The organism is Streptomyces sp. NPDC088350 (assembly GCF_044753545.1).
Classification (GTDB): Bacteria; Actinomycetota; Actinomycetes; order Streptomycetales; family Streptomycetaceae; genus Streptomyces.
The window spans coordinates 1-21,234 of the sequence record NZ_JBIVNL010000020.1; the positions used below are offsets into that span (position 1 = coordinate 1).

The window sequence follows — 21,234 nt, forward strand, 5'->3', positions numbered from 1 at the left end:
GAGCGGCTGGTTGCCCGGTGGCCGGGTCGGGTGGAGGTGGCGGCGGTGAATGGTCCGTCGTCGGTGGTGGTGGCGGGTGAACCGGCCGTGCTGGATGAGTTGTTGGCGGAGTGTGGGGCGGTGGGGGTGCGGGCCCGGCGGGTCGATGTGGACTATGCGTCGCACACGGTGCAGGTGGAGGCGATCGAGGAGGAGCTGGCCCGGGCCCTGTCGGGTGTCCGGCCGGTGTCTTCGCGTGTCCCGTTCTTCTCGACGCTGGAGGCGGGGTGGGTGGACACGGCCGCGTTGGATGGCGGGTACTGGTTCCGGAATCTGCGGGGCAGAGTGCGTTTCGCGGATGCGGTGGAGCAGTTGCTGGGTGAGGGGTTCGGGGCGTTCGTCGAGGTGAGCGGGCATCCGGTGCTGACGATGAGCATCGAGGCGGTGGCGGAGCAGGCGGATGCCGGGCCGGTGGTGGTGAGTGGGACGCTGCGCCGGGGCGAGGGCGGCCTGCGCCGGATATGGACGTCGCTGGCGGAGGTGTATGTACGCGGTGTCCCGGTCGACTGGGCGTCCCTGCTGGGCGCGGCTTCCGCGGATACCGTATGGGAGCTGCCCACCTACGCCTTCCAACACCAGCACTACTGGCTCAAGAGCGCTGCTCCCGCCGACGCGGGCTCCGTCGATGCCCAGCTCCTGGCCATGGCGGATCTGCCCGCCCCAACGGACATGCTGACCGCCCGCCTGCGTGGGCAGTCCGCGCCGGAGCAGGAACGTATCTTGTTGGAGACCGTCCGTCAGGAGACCGCAGGCGTCCTGGGCTACTCCTCGTTCGAGGACATCGAACCGGACATGGTGTTCAACCAGATCGGGTTCGACTCGGTCACCGCGGTGCAACTGCGAAACCGCCTCAACGCACTCACCGACCGGACGCTGCCGACCACCCTGCTCTTCGACTACCCCACGCCCCTGATCCTCGCCGCCTTCCTTGGCGACGAGCTAATGGGAGAAGCCGGGGATATCGAGGACACGACGAGCACGGCCGAGGTGTCGACGAAGCCGGTGTCGACCGAGCCGATCGCGATCGTGGGTATGGCGTGCCGGCTGCCGGGCGGCGTGTCCACGCCGGAAGAACTATGGGACCTGGTCAGCCAGGGACGGGACGGAATCAGTGACTTCCCGGTGAACCGTGGCTGGGACCTGGAGAAGCTGTTCCACCCGGACCCGGACCACGCCGGTACCAGTTACGCACGGCAGGGCGGATTCCTGCACGACGCCGGGGAGTTCGACGCGGGGTTCTTCGGGATATCCCCCCGTGAGGCGCTGGCCGTGGATCCGCAGCAGCGTCTGATGCTGGAGGCCTCGTGGGAGGCACTGGAACGTGCGGGGATCGACCCGACCACCCTGCGAGGCAAGGACGTAGGCGTCTTCTCCGGGGTGACTTACCACAACTACGGGTCCGGCGTGGAGCCGGTGCCTGCCGAACTGGAAGGCATGTTGGGCCTCGGCGCCTCGGCGAGCGTGCTGTCGGGTCGGGTGTCGTACGCGCTGGGCTTCGAGGGCCCGTCGGTCGCGGTGGACACGGCGTGTTCCTCGTCTCTGGTGGCGTTGCATCTGGCGGCGCAGTCGTTGCGTGCGGGGGAGTGCTCGATCGCCCTGGCGGGTGGGGTCACCGTGATGCCCACTCCCGGCATCTTCATCGCCTTCTCGCGGCAGCGCGGCATGTCGGTCGACGGCCGCTGCAAGTCCTTTGACGCTTCGGCGGACGGCACGGGCTGGGCCGAGGGTGTGGGTGTACTCGCCCTGGAGCGGTTGTCCGACGCGCAGCGCAACGGTCATCGGGTGTTGGCGGTGGTGCGGGGTAGTGCGGTGAATCAGGACGGTGCGTCGAACGGTTTGACGGCGCCGAATGGTCCGTCGCAGCAGCGGGTCATCCGGCAGGCGCTGACCAACGCACGCCTTGCCGCGTCCGATGTGGACGCGGTCGAGGCGCATGGTACGGGTACGGCGTTGGGTGATCCGATCGAGGCGCAGGCGCTGTTGGCTACGTACGGTCAGGGGCGGCCGGTGGGCCGTCCGTTGTGGTTGGGGTCGTTGAAGTCGAATATCGGTCATGCGCAGGCGGCTGCGGGTGTGGCTGGTGTGATCAAGATGGTGATGGCGTTGCGGCATGGGGTGTTGCCGCGGACGTTGCATGTAGATGCCCCCACTCCGCAGGTGGATTGGTCGGCGGGTGCGGTGGAGTTGTTGACCGAGGAACGGCCGTGGCCGGAGGAGGCGGGGCGCCCGCGCCGGGCCGGGGTGTCCGCGTTCGGAGTCAGCGGCACCAACGCCCACGTCATCCTGGAGCAGGCTGCGCCGATGGAGGTGGACTCGACCGAGCCGGTGAAGCCCTGGCCGAAGGGCGTTCCTGTGCCGCTGGTGGTGTCCGGCCGAGATGCCGCGGGGCTTGCGGCGCAGGCACTGCGGCACCAGTCCTTCCTCCTGAGCGAACCGCAACTCGACCTGAGTGAGCTGGGTTTTGCGTTGGGTGTGGGTCGTGCGGGGTTGTCGGATCGTGCGGTGGTGGTGGCGGGGGACCGGGGTGAAGCGTTGGCGGGGTTGGGCGCGGTGGTGCGGGGTGAGCCGGCGGTCGGCGTGGTGTCGGGGTCGGTGAGGCGGGGCCGGCTGGGGGTGTTGTTCGCCGGCCAGGGATCTCAACGGGTGGGCATGGGCCGGGAGTTGTACGAGGCGTTCCCGGTGTTCCGGGAGGCGTTCGATGCGGTGTGTGAGGTGTTGGACGCCGAACTGAACTCGGACTCGGGCTTGGACTCGGGCTCGGGCTCGGACTTGGGCTTGGGTTCGGTCTCGGGTGGGGTTTCGGTGCGGGATGTGGTGTTCGGGGGTGGGGGGTTGTTGGGACGGACGGTGTTTGGCCAGGCGGGGTTGTTTGCGTTGGAGACGGCGTTGTTCCGGTTGGTGGAGTCGTGGGGTGTGGTGGCGGATGTGGTGGGTGGGCATTCGTTGGGTGAGGTGACGGCGGCGCATGTGGCGGGTGTGTTGTCGTTGGGGGATGCGGCGGTGTTGGTGGCGGCGCGGGGCCGGTTGATGGAGGGGTTGCCGGCGGGTGGGGTGATGGTGGCCGTCGCTGCGGGAGAAGAGGAGGTGCGGCCGCTGCTGGTGCCAGGGGTGGATGTTGCGGCGGTGAACGGTCCTGCGGCGGTGGTGTTGTCCGGTGATGAGGAGCCGGTTCTGCGGGTGGTGAAGACGCTGGCGGGGCGGGGGGTGAGGACGAAGAGGCTGCCGGTGTCGCATGCGTTTCATTCGGCGCGGATGGAGCCGATGCTGGCGGAGTTCCGGCGGGTGGTGGAGGGGTTGTCGTTCGGGGTGCCGGGGATTGCGGTGGTCTCGAATGTGACGGGGGAGGTGGCGGACGCCGAGCTGTTGTGTTCGCCGGAGTATTGGGTGGGGCATGTGCGGTCGGTGGTGCGGTTCGCGGATGGTGTGCGGGCCATGGCCGGATACGGGGTGAGCACGTTCTTGGAGTTGGGTCCGGATGGCACGTTGTCCGCGATGGGCAGTGAATGCCTGGACGCTGAAGACGAGCAGGCCGTGTTTGTACCGGCTCTGCGCCGGGAAGGCGACGAGGCTCGCGCGTTGATGTCTGCCCTCGCTCAGCTCCATGTGACAGGCGTGCAGGTCGACTTCACCGCCCTGCATGGCGGCACGACCCTTCCCGCCCTCACACCTGACCTGCCGACCTACGCCTTCCAGCGGGAGCACTACTGGTTGGTGGGAGACGGAAGCGGTGTTGGGGATGTCGCGTCGGCGGGGCTGACAGGGGTCGGGCATCCGTTGCTGGGTGCGGTGACGGAGGTGCCCGAGTCGGGCGAGGTGCTGTTCACGTCACGTTTGTCGCTGCGGTCGCATCCGTGGCTGGCCGACCATGTGGCGGCGGGGGCGGTGTTGTTGCCCGGGGCGGCGTTCGTGGAGTTGGCGGTGCGGGCCGGTGACGAGGTCGGCTGCGGTGGGGTCGAGGAGCTGGTGATGGAGGCCCCGCTGGTGTTGGCCGAGGGCACGGCGGTGCAGTTACGGGTGTGCGTACAGGCGCCCGAGGAGACGGGCCGGCGCGGCGTACGGGTGTACTCGCGCGCTGAAGACGCCGCTGCCGGTGCGCCCTGGGTGCGGCACGCCTCGGGAACCTTGCACCCCGCGGAGGCGCCCGCGCCCGAGACAGAGCTGTCGGTGTGGCCGCCGGCCGGTGCGGTGGCCGTGGACCCGGCGGAGGTCGAAGGTCTCTACGACGCTCTGGAAGACGTCGGCTACAGGTACGGTCCGGCGTTCCAGGGACTGCGGGCGGCCTGGCGCGCGGACGGCGCCGTATACGCGGAGGTGGCCCTCCCCGAGGAGCACCGGGCCCAGGCGGCAGCCTTCGGACTCCACCCGGCACTCCTTGATGCGGCCATGCACACCGTCGCCTTCCACGAACGCGACGAAGTCGATGCGGAGTTGGTGCTGCCGTTCGCCTATCGAGAAGTGGCGCTGCATGCCTCCGGGGCCTCGGCGCTGCGGGTCCGCGTGACACCGAGCGGCCCGAACACGATGACCCTGGAACTGGCCGACGAGACCGGCGCGTCCGTGGCTTCGGTGGGCTCGGTGGTTTCCCGCCCGGTCACCGCCGAGCAATTCGGCACCGCGGCGACGGCGGACCGGATGTTCCGCGTCGCCTGGGACGAACTGCCGGTTCGGCCGGACGGTACAGCCGCGGAACCCATACCGGTGGCCGACGCCGAGGACATACACCGCCTGACCGCGACGACGCCGAGCACGACGCCGACCACTGTGTCGGAGACCTCGCGCCCGGACGTACTGCTGCTGGATCTCAACGGCGATACGACCGATGTGCGGGAGCTGACCGCGCGGGCGCTGCGCGTCGTACAGGCGTGGCTGGCCGAGCCGTCACTGGCGTTCAGTCGGCTGGTCGTGGTGACGCGGGGTGCCGTGGCGGTCCGGGCCACCGATGCGGTCGATCCGGCCTCCGCTGCGGTATGGGGGCTGATGGGGGCCGCACAGGCGGAGAACCCCGGGCGGATTCTCCTTCTCGACATCCTCGACGTCGATCGAGGGCCGATACCGGCCGCACCGTTGTCCGCGCTGCTCGCCGGTGACCAGCACCAACTGGCCTTGCGCGGCACCAGCTGCTTCGCCCGGCACCTCATCCGAACCGGATCGGTGCGCGAGGCCGGGACTGAGGCCGGTGCCTCGATGGGCGCTCGGGAGCCCGGCGGGACGGTGTTGGTGACCGGTGGTACGGGTGCGTTGGGCGGAGTGGTGGCCCGGCATCTGGTGACGGCGCACGGGGCGCGGAACCTGGTGTTGGCAAGCCGGGGCGGGCCCCGGGCCGCCGGGGCCGCCGAGTTGGAGGCGCAGCTGGTGGCGGCGGGCGCGCGGGTGCGGGTCGTGGCCTGCGACGTGGGAGACCGCGAGGCGGTGGCCGGGCTGCTGGACGAGATCCCGGACGACGCTCCGTTGACGGCGGTGGTGCACATGGCCGGCATACTCGACGACGGTGTGCTGACGGCGTTGACGCCGGAGCGGATGGACGCGGTCTTCCGGGCGAAGGTGGACGGTGCGTTCCACCTCCATGAGCTGACCCGCGACCTGGATCTGTCCGCCTTCGTTCTCTTCTCCTCCGCCGCCGGGATTCTCGGCAACGCGGGGCAGGGCAACTACGCCGCCGCCAACGCCTACCTCGACGCATTGGCCCACCAGCGCCGGGCCCAAGGGCTGCCCGCGGTCTCCCTGGCCTGGGGGATGTGGCAGCAGGCCGCCGGCACGGGGATGACCGGCCGTCTCGGCGACACCGAGCAGCACCGGATGACACGCGGTGGTGTGGCCCCCTTGTCCTCGGCCGAGGGCATGGAACTGTTCGACACCGCGCTGCTCCTGGACGAACCGGTGCTGCTGCCGATGAAGCTGGACCTCGGCGCGCTGCGGGCGCAGGCCGCCGACGGGCCGGTCCAGCCGCTGCTGCACAAGCTGGTGCCCCCGGTCCGGCGAGCCGTCCGGGCCGCAGTGGACCAGGGCCTGGTGACCGGCCGGCTGGCCGGAGCCAGTGCGGCGGAGCAGGAGCTGATCCTGCTCGAGACGGTCCAGCGGGAGGCTGCCCAGGTCCTGGGACACTCGACGGCCGCCGCTCTCGACCCCGATGTGCTGTTCACCGAGATCGGCCTGGACTCCCTGATGGCGGTGGAACTGCGGGACCGCCTGGCCCAGCGCACCGCACTGCGGCTGCCTCCGACGTTCGTCTTCGACCACCCGACTCTTCGGATGCTCGCCCGGCAACTCCGGGACGAGCTGGAGAAAGCCGACGCGAACGCCGCCCCCGGAACCGCCCGGGAGTGAGCCGCACAGCGCAGCAGGCCCAGCTCAACCGGTCCAGCCCGGCAGGCACCGACCGCAGCGGCAAGAAAGGGATCGCACATGTTCAGCACGGACACGTACCTGGCGCACCTGGGGTTCTCCCGGCCGCCCGACCCGACCCTGCCGAATCTGCGGCAGCTGCACCGGAGCCACCTGGGGGCGGTCCCCTACGACACCGCTCACACGCACCGCCTCAGCGCGGAGAACATGGCGGACATCGACATCGACAAGGCCTTCGACGCCATCGTGCCGACCGGCGCCGGTGGTATGTGTCTTGAGCTCAACACCCTGTTCGCCCGGCTGCTGCGCGAACTGGACTACGACCTGGACGTCATCGGCGGCGGTACGTATCTGCCCGGTGACACCTTCGCCCCCGACCCCGAGCACATGCTGATGCTCGTACGAGTCGAGGGGCAGGAGTGGCTGGCCGACGTGGGTCATGCCGGTCTCTGCTTCACCGAGCCGCTGCGCCTGTCGGAGGAGGTGCAGTGGCAGTACGGCTGTGCGTTCCGGCTGATCCGGCGGGACGGTTACCTCGTACTCCAGGCCAAGACCCTGGAGCGCGACTGGCGCACCACCTACCGCTTCACCACCGAGCCCAGGACCTACGACGCCTGGGCCGGCGTAGGGGAGGGCAACGGCCCGGCCATCCTCGCGGCGATGCGCCGGCGCAGGCGGGCCACCGACAAGGGACAGGTCTTCCTCACCAACAACATGTTCACGGTCGTGGAGGACGGCCGTGAGAAGGTCACCCTCCTCGTCGATCCGGAGCAGCGCGCCCAGGTGCTCGACACGTACTGGGACGGTCGCGACTGACCGGGCCGGTGCCGCACGTCCCCGCCCCGACACCGTGTTGCGACCGCGGTCGACGACCAGCAGATGAGAGTGATGCGCCGTGAAATTCGGTTTGCTGTACGGGGCCCAGCTGCCCCGTCCCTGGACCCAGGACTCCGAACACCGCCTGTTCGGCGAGATGTTGGAGGAGATCGAGCTGGCCGACCGGCTTGGCTTCGACCATGTGTGGTGTCCTGAGCACCACTTCCTGGAGGAGTACTCGCACATGTCCGGGCCGGAGGTGTTCCTCGGCGCGGTCAGTCAGCGCACCAGCCGTATCCGCATCGGCCACGCGGTCGCTCTGATGCCCCCGGCGTTCAACCCGACGGCACGGATCGCCGAGCGGATCGCCATGCTGGATCTGCTCTCGAACGGGCGTGTGGAGTTCGGCACCGGTGAGTCCACCACCCCCACCGAGCTGGGCGGGTTCGGGGTGGAGCGCTCCGTCAAGCGGGACCAGTGGGCGGAGGCGATGGAGGCCGTCGCCCGGATGTTCGTGGAGGAGCCCTTCGCCGGATACGAGGGGAAGTACGTCTCGGCCCCGATCCGCAATGTGCTGCCCAAGCCGCGGCAGAAGCCCCACCCCCCGATGTGGATGGCCTGCGGGAACCGTGACGCGATCCGTGTCGCCGCCGCCAAGGGTCTCGGCGCGCTGAACTTCTCCTTCTTCGGACCGGCGGAGACCAAGAAGTGCGTCGACGCCTACTACTCGGGCATCGAGTCCGCGGACTGCGTGCCGGCCGGGTTCGCGGTCAACGCGCAGATCGCCGCGACCATTCCGATGTTCTGCCACCAGGACGAGACCACCGCGGTGGAACGCGGCGCCGACGGCGTCCAGTTCTTCAACTTCGGCCTCGGCTTCTACGCCGGCTTCGGCACCGCCGCACCGGGGCGCACCCGGCTGTGGGAGACCTTTCAGCGCGACCGTGACCGGTACGGCATGGGCCGCTCCTCCTTCGGCAGACCCGGCATGCCGTTGGGCAATCCGGCCCGGGGCGCGGTGGGTACCCCGCGGCAGATACGAGACTTCCTGCGGCTGCACGAGGAAGCCGGCCTGGACCAGGCGATCTTCCTCGTCCAGGGCGGCGGAACCCGGCACGAGCACATCTGCGAGTCGCTGGAACTCTTCGCGAACGAGGTGATGCCCGAGTTCAAGGAGCGCGACGAGGCCGCCGAACGGCGCAAGACGGCCCGGCTCCAGCCCGCCATCGACGCCGCCATGGCCCGGCGCGAGCCGCCACGGACGGCCGATCCCGACTACATCATTCCCGCCCGCAGCCCGAGCTGACAGCCCGGACAGCCCGGATCTGGCAGTGCGTCACAGAAGCGGTGCATCACGGAAGCAGAGCCTCACAGAAGGAGAACGTGCTACCACCATGGCTGACACCCCTGAAGAAGAGATGCGCATCCTCGACCCGCAGACCATCGCGGAGGAGCTGCGCAAGCACGGACCGCCGCGCCAGATCACGATGCACGGCACGACGGCGTGGCTCGTCTCCCGGTACGAGGAGGCCCGGGAATGCCTCGGACACCCCGGCATGAGCCCGGCCGCCGCCTATGCCGCCTCCCAGGGACAGACGACGCCGGTGAGCGGACTGTTCGAGGACACGCTGGCCGGTACCAATCCGCCCCAGCACACCCGGCTGCGCCGGTTACTGTCCAAGGCGTTCACGGCGCGTCGGGTGGAGAGCCTGCGACCCAGGGTCCAGGAGATCACCGACACGTTGCTGGACGCGATCGCGGCCGACGGCCGGGCCGATCTCGTCACCGCGCTGGCCGTTCCGCTGCCCATGCAGGTCATCTGCGAACTCCTCGGTGTGCCCATCGCCGACCGTGTCGAGTTCCACCAGTGGGCCGACCTGATGCTCACGCCCCCGCTGGACCCGGACACCGCGGCACGCTCCCAGGACGCCTCCGCCAAACTGTGGACGTACATGGAGGATCTCGCCGAGGCCAGGCGGCAGGATCCGAAGGACGACCTGATCAGCGATCTGATGTCCGCACACGAGGAGGACCGGCTCAGCCACCGTGAGGTGGTCGCCACCGCACGGCTGATGCTGATCGCCGGGTACGAGCTGACCGGCAGCTTCATCAGCAACGCGGTGCTCTCCCTGCTGACCCGGCCGGACCAGATGGAGTTGCTGCGCAAGGACCCGGAGCAGCTGTCCGGGCGTGGCCTGGACGAACTGCTCCGGCACGCCGGGCCCGGCATCCTCGTCGCACGGTTCGCCAACGAGGACGTGGAGATCGGCTCCGTGCTGATACGCGCCGGTGACCAGGTACTCCTGGACATGAACGCCGCACACTCCGACCCGGCGTACTTCACCGACGGCGAGCGGCTGGACCTGACCAGGGAATCCGCCGCGCATCTGCAGTTCGGCCACGGCATCCACTACTGCATCGGCGCGCCGCTGGCCAGGGTGGAGGGGCAGATCGCCCTGGAGAGCCTGATCCGGCGGTTCCCCGACCTCCGGCTGAGCGTTCCCGCCTCCGAGGTCAGCCACAGCAAGAACCCGTTCATCCGCTCGCTGGCGGCACTCCCCGTCGAGTTCGAGGCCAGGTAGGCAGGCGGCTCGCCTCACCACCGGGAGACGGAGGTGAGGCGAGCCGGGTGCGGAACGGCGAGCTACGGGGCCGTCACCACCGGGCACAGCGACAGCAGTTCGGCCGGCTTGTGCAGGACCACATCGGGTTCCGCCGCGAGCAGCGTCTCCCTGTCGGTCTCGCCCCACATCGCGGCCACGGCGGTGATGCCCGCTCCCCGTGCGCTGGCCAGATCGGTGACCGCGTCCCCGACCATCACGGTCCGGTCGGGGTCGGCGCTCATCGACTCCATCGCCTTCAGCACGATGTCCGGTGCGGGCTTGGGCCGGGCCACCTCGTCCGAGCCGAGGACCACGTCGAAGTACCTGTGGATGCCCAGCGTGTCCAGCAGCGACCGCGCCCGCGGTCCCGCCTTGCCGGTGGCCACGGCGAGCCGCAGCCCGCGGTGGCGCAGCTCCGCCAGCAGCTCGGGCACGCCGTCGAACATCTCCACCAGGTGGGCGAGCCGGTAGCTCTCGCGGACGAACGGGGTCTCCATCTCCAGGGGGAGACCCATGATCCGCATGATGTCGGGGAAGTAGCGGCCCAGATGCCGGTTGTACTCCTCGAAGGGCGGTTCGCCTTCGCCGACGGCCTCGGCGTAGGCGATGGTGAACGCCTCGCGCATCACCGCGAAGCTGTTGACGAGTACACCGTCGAGGTCGAAGACCACCGAGGTGATCGGGGTGGCACCCGCTCCGGAGAGTGGGCTGCCGTGACGGATCGGATGGCTGTTCATGGAGCACTCCCGTGGTGCGGGCCGGTACGGCGGACCGCAGGCCCGGGTCTCGGGTGCGGCGGTCCGTGAAGGCGGTTGAGGCAGGCGGAGCGGGCAGAGCGGGGGAGCAGGTGACCGGTGGCGGGCAGCCGGTGCGGGTTACGCCGACGCCGGCTCCTGGACCTCCCGGGCGGTCCCGGCGGGCCAGGTGGTTTCCGTGGTCCGGGCCGACGCGTAGACCCGTTCGATGGCGCCGATGGTGCGGCGGACCTCCTCGATCACCCGGCCCCGCGCGGCCGGGTCGCGCAGCAGCGCGGGAAGCGTGCCGAGCTGCCGGTCGTACTCGACGCCGATCCGTTCGGTGGGTACGGCCACCGGCCAGGTCGTCCCGTCGACGGTGCGGGTGAGCGTGGATTCCTCAAGGCGGTTGGGGCTGAACCCGAAGGTGCAGCGCAAGGTCGCGCTGCCCGCGCTGCCGTCGACCGTGATCCGGGTGGTGTCCAGCGCCTCGTGCGAGGCCCAGCTCGCGTGCAGAACGACGGACCGGCCGTCCTCGGTGACAAGGAAGCCGCGCGCGGTGTCCTCGACATCGCTTCCGCCCCGGCCCACGCCCACGTCGTCGTCGTTGCCCCGCCACGTGGCCCGGGAGGATCGCTGGGTGATGAAGTCGGCGGACACCGTGCCGACGGCATGCCGGAACGCGGCGGTGCCGAGCAGCGGGACGGCGATGTCGAACAGATGCCAGCCCAGGTCGACCAGCGCCCCGCCGCCCGCGAGTGACCGCTGCGTGAACCAGCCGCCCCGGTCGGGTACGCCACGCGCCCGCACCCAGGCCAGTTCGACATGGCGGATCCGGCCCAGCCGGGTGGCCAGCCGGTACAGCCCGTGCACATCGGCCCGATGGCGGGCCGCGCTGCCGGCCAGCAGCACCGCGCCACCGGAGCGCTCCGCGGCGGCCAGCCGCTCGGCCTCCTGGGAGGTCAGGCACACCGGCTTCTCCAGGAACACCGAAATGCCCTTGGCGAGCAGCTCGGTGGCGACCGCGCAGTGCAGATGGTTGGGCACCGCGACCACCGCGAGATCCACCTCGGAGGGGTCGAGGTCGTGAACCGTCGCCAGCACCGGCAGCGGGTCCGCCCCCGCCTCCTCGGCGACGGCCGCGCGCCCGCGTTCGTCGGGATCCACCGCCGCGGTCAGGGCGAAGGCGGGGTTGCGGCGGAGGCGGGGCAGCCAGATCGAGCGGGCGGCCCACCCCAGGCCCACCACAGCGGTCCGGACCGGCCCTTCCCGGAGGGAGGGGGCGCTCACGCGTTCACGAGCACGTCGGCGACCACGGCGGCCACTTCGTGCATCTGCTCCTCGCCGCCCAGCAGCACCCGGTGGTGCAGCCAGACGCAGTCGCGGGTGAGTGCCTCCGAGTGCGGGCAGCGGCGGGCGAGTTCGTCCACCGTGGTGTCCGGCGCCGCGGCCTCCCAGAAGGCGTCCGTACGGTAGACCGCGCGGAAGGCGACGAAGGCGGGCACCCCGCGCTCGATGAGGACGTCGACGACCTTCGCGCGCCGCTCCTCGGTGATCCCCGGTATCCGGAACATCGCCATGTAGTGCGGATTGCGGTCTCCCCGGTCGTCGCGAGCCTGCGGTACGACACCGGGGATCTCGGCGAGCAGCCGGCTCAGTACCGGCCAGCGCAGCTCACGTGTCGTGATCTGCGCGTCCAGGCGGGCGAGTTGGGAGCGCAGCACGGAGGCGGAGAACTCGTTGAGCCGGAAGTTGGAGCCCGAGGTGCGGTGGAAGTAGCCGCGGTCGGTGCGCGGACGACCGCAGCTGTGCCGGACGAAGCCCTTCTCGTACGACTCGGCGTCGGGGAAGAGCACGGCACCGCCCTCACCGGCGGTCATCAGCTTGCCGTTCTGGAAGCTGAACGTCGCGACCGAGCCCAGCTCCCCGACCTTCTTGCCGCGCCACTGGGCACCGTGGGCGTGGGCCGCGTCCTGGAGCAACGGCACCCCCGAGTCGGCGGACAGCTTGCCCAGCGCGTCCATGTCGCACATCTGGCCCGCCATGTGCACCGGCATGATCGCGTGGGTCTTCGGGCCGATGGCCGCCTCCACCGCCGACGGATCGATGCAGTAGGTGTCGGGGTTCACGTCGACGGGAACGGCCACTGCACCCAGGCGCTGTGCGGCCTGCGAGGACGAGATGAAGGTGAACGCGGGGACGATCACCTCGGAGCCGGGGCCCACGCCCATCACTTCGAGGGCCAGTTCCAGCGCATGTGTGCCGTTGGTGACCGCCAGCGCGTGCTCGCTGCCATGGGCCGCGGCGAACTCCGCCTCGAAGGCGTCCACTTCACTGCCCCCGATGCGCCACCACTGTCCCTGCTCCAGGGCCCGCATCAGGGCCTCGCGCTCCTCGTCGCCGTACTGCGGCCATGCGGGCAGTTCGGATGTCAGTCGGACACCATTGCTCATGATTTCCCTACTCCCTTTACGCGTTATGGAGGCAGGTCCTCAGCGGACGCAATAGCACGCTAACTGGCCGACGGCACAAACGTCATTCCCCCTCAAGGCACCCCTACAACCCCCTCAGAACTGTTGCCGGGCAATCTCTCGTGCCATTCCCGCGGTTCCCGTGCTTGAATGGCAACTCCGCGACGATCCGCTGTAATTCAGCTGACCCCACAGGGTGAGGTGCCCATTGAGCAGGCTGTTGTTGGTGAACGGACCGAATCTCGGCATACTCGGCAGGCGGCAGCCCGAGATCTACGGCACGGATACGCTGCAGGACATCGAGCGCTGGGTCGGGGAAGAGGTCGCGGAGCGCGGCTGGAAGGTGAATTCCTACCAGTTCGACGGCGAAGCGGAGATCATCCAGACCATTCAGGGGAACTACGACTCCGTCGCCGCCATCATCAATCCGGCCGCGCTCATGATGGCCGGATGGGGACTTCGGGACGCGCTGGCCAACTATCCACGGCCATGGATAGAAGTGCATCTGTCGAATGTCTGGGCCCGCGAGCAGTTCCGGCACGAGTCGGTGACCGGCCCGCTGGCCGCGGGTGTCATCTTCGGCCTCGGGGCACTGGGATACCGGCTCGCCGCACGCGCCCTGCTCGAAAAGGTGCCCGACTGAGTGCCCGCACCACCGTCACCACACCTCCTCGGAGGCCGACGAGCCGGGAGACCACCATCAGTCATCTGGGCATCGACATCGGCGGCACCAAAGTGGCGCTGCGCGTCGAACACGACGACCTGAGCATCAGCGAGTGCTCTTTCAACTGGTCCGAGCCGGACGGTACGGAGGCCGCGCCGCCCGGCGACGCCGCCCGTGACCTGGACCTGCTGACGCATCACGTCAGGAAGGTGTGCGCCGGCCGCCCCGAGCGGCTCAGCGGTGTGGGAGTGGCGATGCCCGCCACACTCGACGCCACCGGCACGGTCACCGCCTGGCCAGGCCGCCCCGGCTGGGCCGGGGTGGACCTGCGTGGCGCACTGTCCACGCTCTTCGGCGACGCCGAGGTGCGCTGCGCGGACGACGGTGATGTGGCCGCCCTCGCCGAAGCCCACGAAGCCGGCTGCCCCGACCTGTTCTACCTCGGCGTCGGCACCGGTGTCGGCGGCGGCATCGTGCTGAACGGCACATCCCTGCCCGGCGTGGGCCGCGGCTTCTCCTGCGAGGCCGGCCACCTCATCGTGGACCGTGGGGGGCCGCTGTGCGACTGCGGTCGGCGCGGCTGCGTCCAGGCGGTGGCCTCGGGTCCGGCGACCCTGCGCCGGGCGGCGCGGCGGCGGGGCGGAGAGGTGACCTTCGGCGCGCTGCGGGAGGGCGCGCTCGACGGGCAGCCCTGGGCCGTGACCTCGCTGCGGGAGAGCTGCGCTGCCCTGGCCGCGGCCGTGGCGGGTGTGTGCGAACTGCTCCATCCCGCACTGGTGTTGATCGGCGGAGGGTTCGCCGCGGCGATGCCGGACTTCGTGGAGACGGTGGCCGAGCGGACGACGGCGCTGGAACGCCCGGGCCATCCGCTGCCACCGGTACGGCCCGCCCGGCTGGGCGGACTGTCCTCACTGCACGGCGCCGTCCTGCTGGCCAAGGGACTGCCGCGCTGACCCGCACCCCGCACCCCGCACCCCGTACCCCCGTACCCCCGCACCCCGCACGGCCCTGCTCCGGCCGCCGGGCTCCGATTGCGCAACCGGCCCCATTCGCACCGGCGCTACCCGGTGGCCCGGTCCATGCCGGCGAGCGTCGTGGCGACCGTCTCCTCCGCCACGCCGGAGACCAGGTCCGGACCGCCGGGACCGTCCAGGACGAAGGTGAGCCCGCGCGTCGCCTTCTTGTCCAGCCGCATCACCTCGATCAGCCGCGCCGGATCGGCATCGGCGGGCAGCGCGTACGGCAGTCCGTAACCGCGCACCACCTCCAGGTGCTCGGCCGCCCGTGCCGCGTCGATCCGGCCCAGAGCCAGCGCGAGACGCCCGGCGAAGACCGTGCCGATCGCCACTCCCTCACCGTGGCGCACTGCGAAGTCGGTCACGACCTCCAGCGCATGGCCCAGGGTGTGTCCGTAGTTGAGCACATGACGCAGCCCCGAGTCCCGCTCGTCCGCGGAGACCACCGACGCCTTCAGCGCCACGCTCGCCGCGATCTGCTCCGGCAGGGGCAACCCGCGCACATCGCCGGCGCCGATGAAGTGGCACCGGGCGATCTCCCCGTAGCCGTTGAGCAACTCCCGTGGCGGGAGAGTCTCCAGATAGTCGGTGTCGCACAGCACGGCGGCCGGCTGCCAGTAGGCCCCGATCAGGTTCTTGCCCTCGGGAAGGTTCACCGCGGTCTTCCCGCCCACGCCTGCGTCCACCTGGGCCAGCAGCGAGGTCGGCAGATGCACCACAGGCACGCCACGGTGGTACAGCGCGGCGGCCAGACCGACGACATCGGTGGTGGTCCCGCCACCGCAGGAGACGACGGCGTCGGTACGGGTCAGCCCGAAACGGACGAACTCGCGGCACAGTGCCTCCACCGTGGACAGCGTCTTGTGCTCCTCGCCGTCACGGGCGCGCAGTACGGCCGAGGGAACGCCTGGGTCGGGCAGCCAGTCGTCCGGCCGGGCGGAGACCATCACCACGCGCCGCGCGCCCAGCTCCGCGAGCACCCCGGACAGCGCATGCCGGACACCCGGCCCGATGTCGACGGGATAGGAACGGTCGCCGAGTTCCACCATGACGCGGGTGTGCGCCTGATCCCGTTGATCCTTGGCCAGGTGTTCTGTCATCCCGCCTGTTCCCTCGGTACCCGGAAGCGGTTGATGGCGTCGATGTGCCGGGCGCGCATGTCCTGGTCGCGCACGCCCATGCCTTCCTCGGGGGCGAGGCAGAGGACGCCGACCTTGCCCTGGTGGAGGTTGCGGTGGACGTCGTAGGCGGCCTGACCGGTGTCTTCGAGCGGGTAGACCCTGGAGAGGGTGGGGTGGATCCTGCCCTTGACGACGAGGCGGTTGGCTTCCCATGCCTCGCGGTAGTTGGCGAAGTGCGAGCCGATGATCCGCTTCAGGGACATCCACAGGTAGCGGTTGTCGTACTCGTGGTTGAACCCGGAGGTCGAGGCGCAGGTGACGATCGTGCCGCCCTTGCGGGTGACGTAAACGCTTGCGCCGAAGGTCTCGCGGCCGGGGTGCTCGAAGACGATGTCCACGTCCTCGCCGCCGGTGAGTTCACGGATGCGCTTGCCGAACCGCTTCCACTCGCGCGGGTCCTGGTGGTGCTCGTCCTTCCAGAACCGGTAGTCCTCCGCACTGCGGTCGATGATCAGCTCGGCGCCCATGCTGCGGCAGATGGCGGCCTTGCGTTCGCTGGAGACGACGCAGACGGGAGTGGCGCCGCCGGCGAGCGCGAGCTGGGTGGCGTAGGAGCCGAGTCCGCCGCTCGCGCCCCAGATCAGGACGTTGTCGCCCTGCTTCATGCCGGCGCCGTTGCGGGAGACGAGCTGTCGGTACGCGGTGGAGTTCACCAGCCCCGGAGCGGCGGCCTCCTCCCAGCTGAGGTGGTCGGGCTTGGGCATCAGCTGGTTGGACTTGACGAGCGCGATCTCGGCGAGCCCGCCGAAGTTGGTCTCGAAGCCCCAGATGCGCTGCTCGGGGTCGAGCATCGTGTCGTTGTGCCCGTCGGACGACTCCAGTTCCACCGACAGGCAGTGCGCGACGACCTCGTCACCGGGCTGCCAGGCGTTGACGCCCGGGCCGGTGCGCAACACCACACCCGCGAGGTCGGAACCGATGACGTGGTACGGCAGGTCATGGCGCTTGGCCAGCGGGGACAGCCGGCCGTAGCGCTCAAGGAAGCCGAAGGTCGGCAGCGGCTCGAAAATGGCCGACCACACGGTGTTGTAGTTGACCGAGGAGGCCATGACGGCCACCAGGGCCTCGCCGGGGCCGGGCGAGGGAACGGGTACTTCCGCGAGATGGAGTGACTTCCGCGGATCCCTCTCGGCCGGGGCCATGCCTTCGAAGAGGTCGGTCTCGTCCTTCCGGATGACGATGCCGCGAGTGAATTCGGGAAGAGGTACACCGAGCCAGTCCTGCCGGGAAACGCCCTCGGTAAGGATCGCGCTGGTTATTTCGTCCACGTCCCGAACCCTAAAGTTCCCCTGCCACCGCGTGAACCCCAGTCCCTGCCGTCTCGTTAAGGGGTACCCCCTGCAAGACAGGGCAGGAAGTGCCTAGGGGGTGGGCGGGCCGAGGCAGTCGCGGTCAGCCGGAATCACGGTCGGTCACCCGGTGCGGCCACCGCCTCCGCCCACTGGGCGATCAGATCCACGATCGCCGTCTGATGGGATGACAGATAGAAGTGTCCGCCGGTGAAGACCCGGAGTTCGAAAGACCCTTCCGTGTGCTCGGACCAGGCGCGGGCCTCGTCCTGATCGACCTTGGGGTCGTCGTCGCCCACCAGGCACACCACGGGGCACCGCAGCTTCGGCCCCGGCTCGTACTCGTACGTCTCGACGGCCTGGTAGTCCGCGCGGATCGCGGGGAGCACCATGTCCAGCACGTCCGGATCGGTCAGGAGCCCCACGTCCGTGCCGTTCAGCCTGCGCATCTCGTCGATGATTCCGGCGTCGCTGCGCTGGTGCACGGTCTCCCAACGCTTGCGGGACGGAGCGCGCCGGGCGGAGACGAACAGACCGGCCAGGACGATGCCGTGCTCACGCTCCAGCCGCCGCGCCACCTCGAAGCCGAGGGTCGCGCCCAAGCTGTGCCCGAAGAACAGCAGCGGCCGGTCCGCCCAGGGCACCAACGCTGTCACGACCTGGTCCGCGATCTCGGAGACACTGGTCAGACATGGTTCCGTACGACGGTCCTGACGCCCCGGATACTGAAGAGCCAGCACGTCGACCGAAGCCGGCATCGCCGTGGCGACCGGGTAGAAGAAGCTGGCCGAGCCGCCCGCGTGCGGCAGACAGACCAGCCTGACGTCGCTGTGCGGACGGGGGTGATATCGGCGTATCCACAAACTGTCCTGCTGGGCCGACGTGACCATGTCGCTTTGGGATCCCTTCCAGTGGGAGCCACCGGGGAAACGGTGACGTACGCTGCAGTAGTCTCACAGGTGGAGGGGCACTGCTCACACCCCTAGCATCCCCCTCACTGGCTGTTCGTTCCGTGGATTCGTGCTTGGTTCCGGCTCAGGGTCCGCGCCAGTTCGGGTGGCTTCGCCGACGAGTCCGCGGGCCGTGCCGATGCTCCGCTCGATCTTCCGGCGTCTCGGGATGACTCCGAATCCCTTGGTGCCGGGCTTGCGTGGGACGGGGTGCACGTCGATGCGGGCCACGGTGTCGGAGAGGCTCGCGGCGGCGGTGACCAGGACGGTCAGCATCAGGCCGAGGGCGTTACAGCCCAGGTGGCGTGTGCGGCCGATGATCCGCTTGCCGCGCCGGTGCGGGACGTCGTGGGGCGGGTTGCGCCAGGGAATACCGGTGCCGGTCCACGTAGAGCATTGCGTTCATGAGGAGTCGCGGGTCGTGCCGGGGCGGACGTCCCTGAGGTGGTGGCCGGCCAGATTCCCGATGAGCTGCCCAGCGGCGGCGCCCTTCTGGAGAATTCCTGGTCGCAGCTCCAGTGGGTCCCGGCAACGGAGTTCGTTCCCACGGCAGTTCTCTTCGACGGAGGGGTGCGGTTGGGCGGCAGGTGCTTCGGCTTCCAGCGAGGTCCCCGCTGCTACTTGCTGATGCAGGGGTGCTGTTCAGGATGTCCTTGGCGGTCTGCTGCCCTCACCGGTCCGGGTCCTGTCGGCGAAGGCCGTCGAGGATGACGTTCATGAGAGGCCGTGCCATTGATCCCCATTCGTCCCGGCCCAGTCGGCCGAGGTAGGCGATGAGCAGGAGGACCCCGCGGGCGTCCACGTCCGTGCGGAGGGAACCGGCTGCCTTTCCGGCGTCCAGCAGGTGACCGAGGGCGTCTTCGATGGGGTTCTGGCTGTGGGCGACAAGGTCTTGCCACGCCGTCGGCTCCAGCGCGGCCAGGACGCCGTACTTGATCTCGGCGTAATCGATCACTCGGTCGAGCCAGTGCCGCAGGGCTTCCGCGGGCTCGTGTTCCGTCAGCAGAGCGGAGGCGGCGGCCACGAGTTCTTCGACGTCGCGCCGGTAGACCTCGGCGAGGAGCGCTTCGCGGTTGGGAAAGTTCCGGTAGAGCGTTCCCTGGCCCACACCGGCGCGCTTGGCGATCTCGTTGAGGTGGACGTGGTGGGACTCGGCGAGGGCTGCGCGGGCGGCCTCGACGATGCGGGTCCGGTTCTGCACCGCGTCCGGACGGCGTGCTGGCGCGCTCATGGGCCTCTCCCGATGTTCCGCCGCTAACAAGTGGACACGTGTCCGGTAGGGTGAATCACGCACCGGACACGTGTCCACTTTACCTGGAGGCAGTAATGCTCTCTCTTCACGGCAAAATCGTCGCCATCACCGGAGCAAGTGGCGGCATCGGCGAAGCCACGGCCCGTCTGCTCGCCCAGCGCGGCGCCTCGGTCGTCCTCGCAGCGCGCCGCGGCGAACGCATCGACGCCATAGCCCAGGACATCCGGGAGGAAGGGGGTCGTGCCGCCACGTGCGTCGTCGACGTCACCAAGGCCGAGGACCTGCGGCACCTGGTCGCCACCACCATCGACCGGTACGGCCGTATCGATGTACTGGTGAACAACGCCGGCATCGCCCCGATCAGCCCGCTGGCCGATCTCGACACCGAAGGCTGGTCGGCCATGATCGATGTCAACCTTCGCGGCACGCTCCACGGCATCGCCGCCGCGCTGCCCGTCTTCCGCGAGCAGGGGTCGGGCCACCTGGTCAGCATCATCTCCGTGGCCGGCCTGTCCGGTGTGTCCCCCTCGATGGCTGTCTACGCCGCGACCAAGAACGCGGTGCGCGCCGTCCACGAGGGGCTGCGCATGGAGTCCACCGACGGAGTGGTGCGTACGACAGCCATCTCGCCGGGATACGTCCGCACCGATCTCGCCGACTCGATGACAGACCCGCGCCTCCGCGAGCGGACGCGCAAGAACATGGACGCGGTGGGCATCCCTGCGGCGGCGGTCGCCCGCGCGGTGGCCTTCGCCATCGAGCAGCCCGGCGACGTCGAGATCGGCGAGATCAACGTCCGCCCCACCGTCCAGGCATGACACAGGGGGTGCTGATCCGCTCGCCCAGCACGATTCCGAGGAAGATGAATCAGCCGGCGGACGCGGCGCCGTGTTCAACGCGGGGTCAGGCTCCCTGAGCAAGCGCCAGGGCAGCAGTCACAGGGCTCCCGCACTCCAGGTGGCTGCGTCCGTGGTCGCGTTACCCGTGGAGCGGGCCCGTAGGGTGACGGCGTTGTAGCCGATGGCGGGGAGCAGCGCCGGCGTGATGCCTGTCAGAGGGCGGGGACCGGAGACCGGGTGCGCGACCAGGAGCAGCGGACCGGGCAGCGCGATTCCGACCGCGGTGGCGCCACGCTTGGTGAGCCGCTCGTTCAGAAGGACGTGTGCTCCGGCGCTGACCAGGATGGGCCGCGCCGAGGGTGACCATGGGGCCGAGCGCGAGCCCGGCGTCCTGGGCAACGCCGAAGTAGGCCGTCTGATGGGCCGCCAGGGCCACGCCGGTGAACACTGCGGTGCGTCGGCATGATGTGGGCCGCACGGCGGCAGGCTGCCGGGTGCGGTGTGCGAGCAGGACCGCGACGGCGACGGCGAAGCGCCGGAACGGTACGGCGATCGTGCCGAGGCCGCTGGTGCGGAACAGTTCGTCTGCCGCCGCGCCGCCTGCGCCCCAGGTGATGGCGGCGGCGGAAACGGAGAACAAGCCACGCCGAAGCGGCGTGAGGGCATGCGTGATCATGTGGTGCGTCTGGTGCGTCTCCACGAGGGAGAGCCGGAAGGGGGCTGCTTCGTGTGCGGGTGGCATCCATCGCCCCGGCAGCTGTGCGGCCGAGGTCGGGACTGCTCTGCGCCGCCCGCCGGCGGACGGGGGGCGGCAAGATCATGAAGCGCATGGGGGAACCCTGGCGTTGCCGCTTCGGCGGGTGGGTGTGCTTTCCACGGCGGACGGACTGGGGCATCGTCTTCGTCAAGCTGCTGCGGCCTCGGGGTGTCCGCGTTCTCTCCGATGCGGTTCTGGCGAGTGCTTGCCGGGACCGCGTTCGCACGTACGGCGACAGAAGTGTCAGGACGCTGGTTCCAAGGGGCATTTGGGGGATTCAT

The 21,234-nt window shown here is 69.8% G+C and carries 15 protein-coding genes; 7 read left to right on the top strand and 8 right to left on the bottom strand.

Translation table 11 applies throughout. From position 1 onward, the window contains the following. From ACIQBL_RS44860 to ACIQBL_RS44875, 4 genes are all read left to right on the top strand, one after another. On the top strand, positions 1-6,363 hold a 6,363-nt coding region (locus tag ACIQBL_RS44860), incomplete at its 5' end, for an SDR family NAD(P)-dependent oxidoreductase (protein ID WP_401953963.1). A gap of 78 nt (positions 6,364-6,441) precedes the next feature. Further along, positions 6,442-7,197 (top strand): arylamine N-acetyltransferase, encoded by a 756-nt coding sequence (locus tag ACIQBL_RS44865; RefSeq protein ID WP_401953965.1) that lies wholly within the window; start codon positions 6,442-6,444, stop codon positions 7,195-7,197. A gap of 79 nt (positions 7,198-7,276) precedes the next feature. Next, entirely contained in the window at positions 7,277-8,503 is a 1,227-nt protein-coding gene (locus tag ACIQBL_RS44870; protein ID WP_401953967.1) for an LLM class flavin-dependent oxidoreductase, read from the top strand. An 88-nt stretch (positions 8,504-8,591) separates the two neighbouring features. Further along, on the top strand, positions 8,592-9,779 hold the full coding sequence (locus ACIQBL_RS44875) for a cytochrome P450 (RefSeq protein ID WP_401953969.1): 1,188 nt from the start codon (positions 8,592-8,594) through the stop codon (positions 9,777-9,779). A 62-nt stretch (positions 9,780-9,841) separates the two neighbouring features. Here ACIQBL_RS44875 and ACIQBL_RS44880 read toward each other — a convergent pair whose 3' ends face one another. The 3 genes from ACIQBL_RS44880 to ACIQBL_RS44890 all read right to left on the bottom strand — a co-directional run bounded on the left by ACIQBL_RS44880 (position 9,842) and on the right by ACIQBL_RS44890 (position 12,987). Beyond that, positions 9,842-10,537, bottom strand: a complete 696-nt coding sequence (locus ACIQBL_RS44880; RefSeq protein ID WP_401953972.1) for an HAD-IA family hydrolase — start codon at positions 10,535-10,537, stop codon at positions 9,842-9,844. A gap of 138 nt (positions 10,538-10,675) precedes the next feature. Further along, positions 10,676-11,824: a Gfo/Idh/MocA family protein gene (locus ACIQBL_RS44885; RefSeq protein ID WP_401953974.1), complete on the bottom strand. Its 1,149-nt coding sequence runs from the start codon at positions 11,822-11,824 to the stop codon at positions 10,676-10,678. After that, on the bottom strand, positions 11,821-12,987 hold the full coding sequence (locus tag ACIQBL_RS44890) for a DegT/DnrJ/EryC1/StrS family aminotransferase (RefSeq protein WP_401953976.1): 1,167 nt from the start codon (positions 12,985-12,987) through the stop codon (positions 11,821-11,823). Before ACIQBL_RS44890 ends, ACIQBL_RS44885 begins: the two co-directional genes overlap by 4 nt. A gap of 226 nt (positions 12,988-13,213) precedes the next feature. Here ACIQBL_RS44890 and ACIQBL_RS44895 point away from each other — a divergent pair, with 226 nt between their 5' ends. Then, on the top strand, positions 13,214-13,648 hold the full coding sequence (locus ACIQBL_RS44895) for a type II 3-dehydroquinate dehydratase (RefSeq protein WP_401953979.1): 435 nt from the start codon (positions 13,214-13,216) through the stop codon (positions 13,646-13,648). Positions 13,649-13,740: 92 nt separating this feature from the next. After that, a complete protein-coding gene (locus ACIQBL_RS44900; RefSeq protein ID WP_401953981.1) occupies positions 13,741-14,622 on the top strand; it encodes an ROK family protein in 882 nt (293 codons plus the stop codon). Positions 14,623-14,729: 107 nt separating this feature from the next. Here the strand turns inward: ACIQBL_RS44900 and ACIQBL_RS44905 are convergent, their stop codons facing one another. The 4 genes from ACIQBL_RS44905 to ACIQBL_RS44920 all read right to left on the bottom strand — a co-directional run bounded on the left by ACIQBL_RS44905 (position 14,730) and on the right by ACIQBL_RS44920 (position 19,336). After that, a complete protein-coding gene (locus tag ACIQBL_RS44905) occupies positions 14,730-15,785 on the bottom strand; it encodes a 3-dehydroquinate synthase family protein (RefSeq protein WP_401953984.1) in 1,056 nt (351 codons plus the stop codon). Next, entirely contained in the window at positions 15,782-17,134 is a 1,353-nt protein-coding gene (gene ccrA, locus ACIQBL_RS44910; RefSeq protein WP_401953986.1) for a crotonyl-CoA carboxylase/reductase, read from the bottom strand. Before ccrA ends, ACIQBL_RS44905 begins: the two co-directional genes overlap by 4 nt. 134 nt (positions 17,135-17,268) lie before the next feature. Then, complete coding sequence (locus tag ACIQBL_RS44915) at positions 17,269-18,045, bottom strand: thioesterase II family protein (RefSeq protein ID WP_401953989.1); 777 nt, start codon at positions 18,043-18,045, stop codon at positions 17,269-17,271. A 730-nt stretch (positions 18,046-18,775) separates the two neighbouring features. After that, entirely contained in the window at positions 18,776-19,336 is a 561-nt protein-coding gene (locus ACIQBL_RS44920) for a TetR/AcrR family transcriptional regulator (protein WP_401953991.1), read from the bottom strand. Positions 19,337-19,431: 95 nt separating this feature from the next. Between ACIQBL_RS44920 and ACIQBL_RS44925 the strand changes: the two genes are divergently transcribed. Beyond that, positions 19,432-20,175 carry an SDR family oxidoreductase gene (locus ACIQBL_RS44925; protein ID WP_401953994.1) on the top strand — a complete coding sequence of 248 codons (744 nt, stop codon included), beginning with the start codon at positions 19,432-19,434 and terminating at the stop codon, positions 20,173-20,175. 117 nt (positions 20,176-20,292) lie between these two features. Here ACIQBL_RS44925 and ACIQBL_RS44930 read toward each other — a convergent pair whose 3' ends face one another. Then, entirely contained in the window at positions 20,293-20,595 is a 303-nt protein-coding gene (locus ACIQBL_RS44930) for a hypothetical protein (protein WP_401953996.1), read from the bottom strand. Positions 20,596-21,234: the final 639 nt, after the last annotated feature.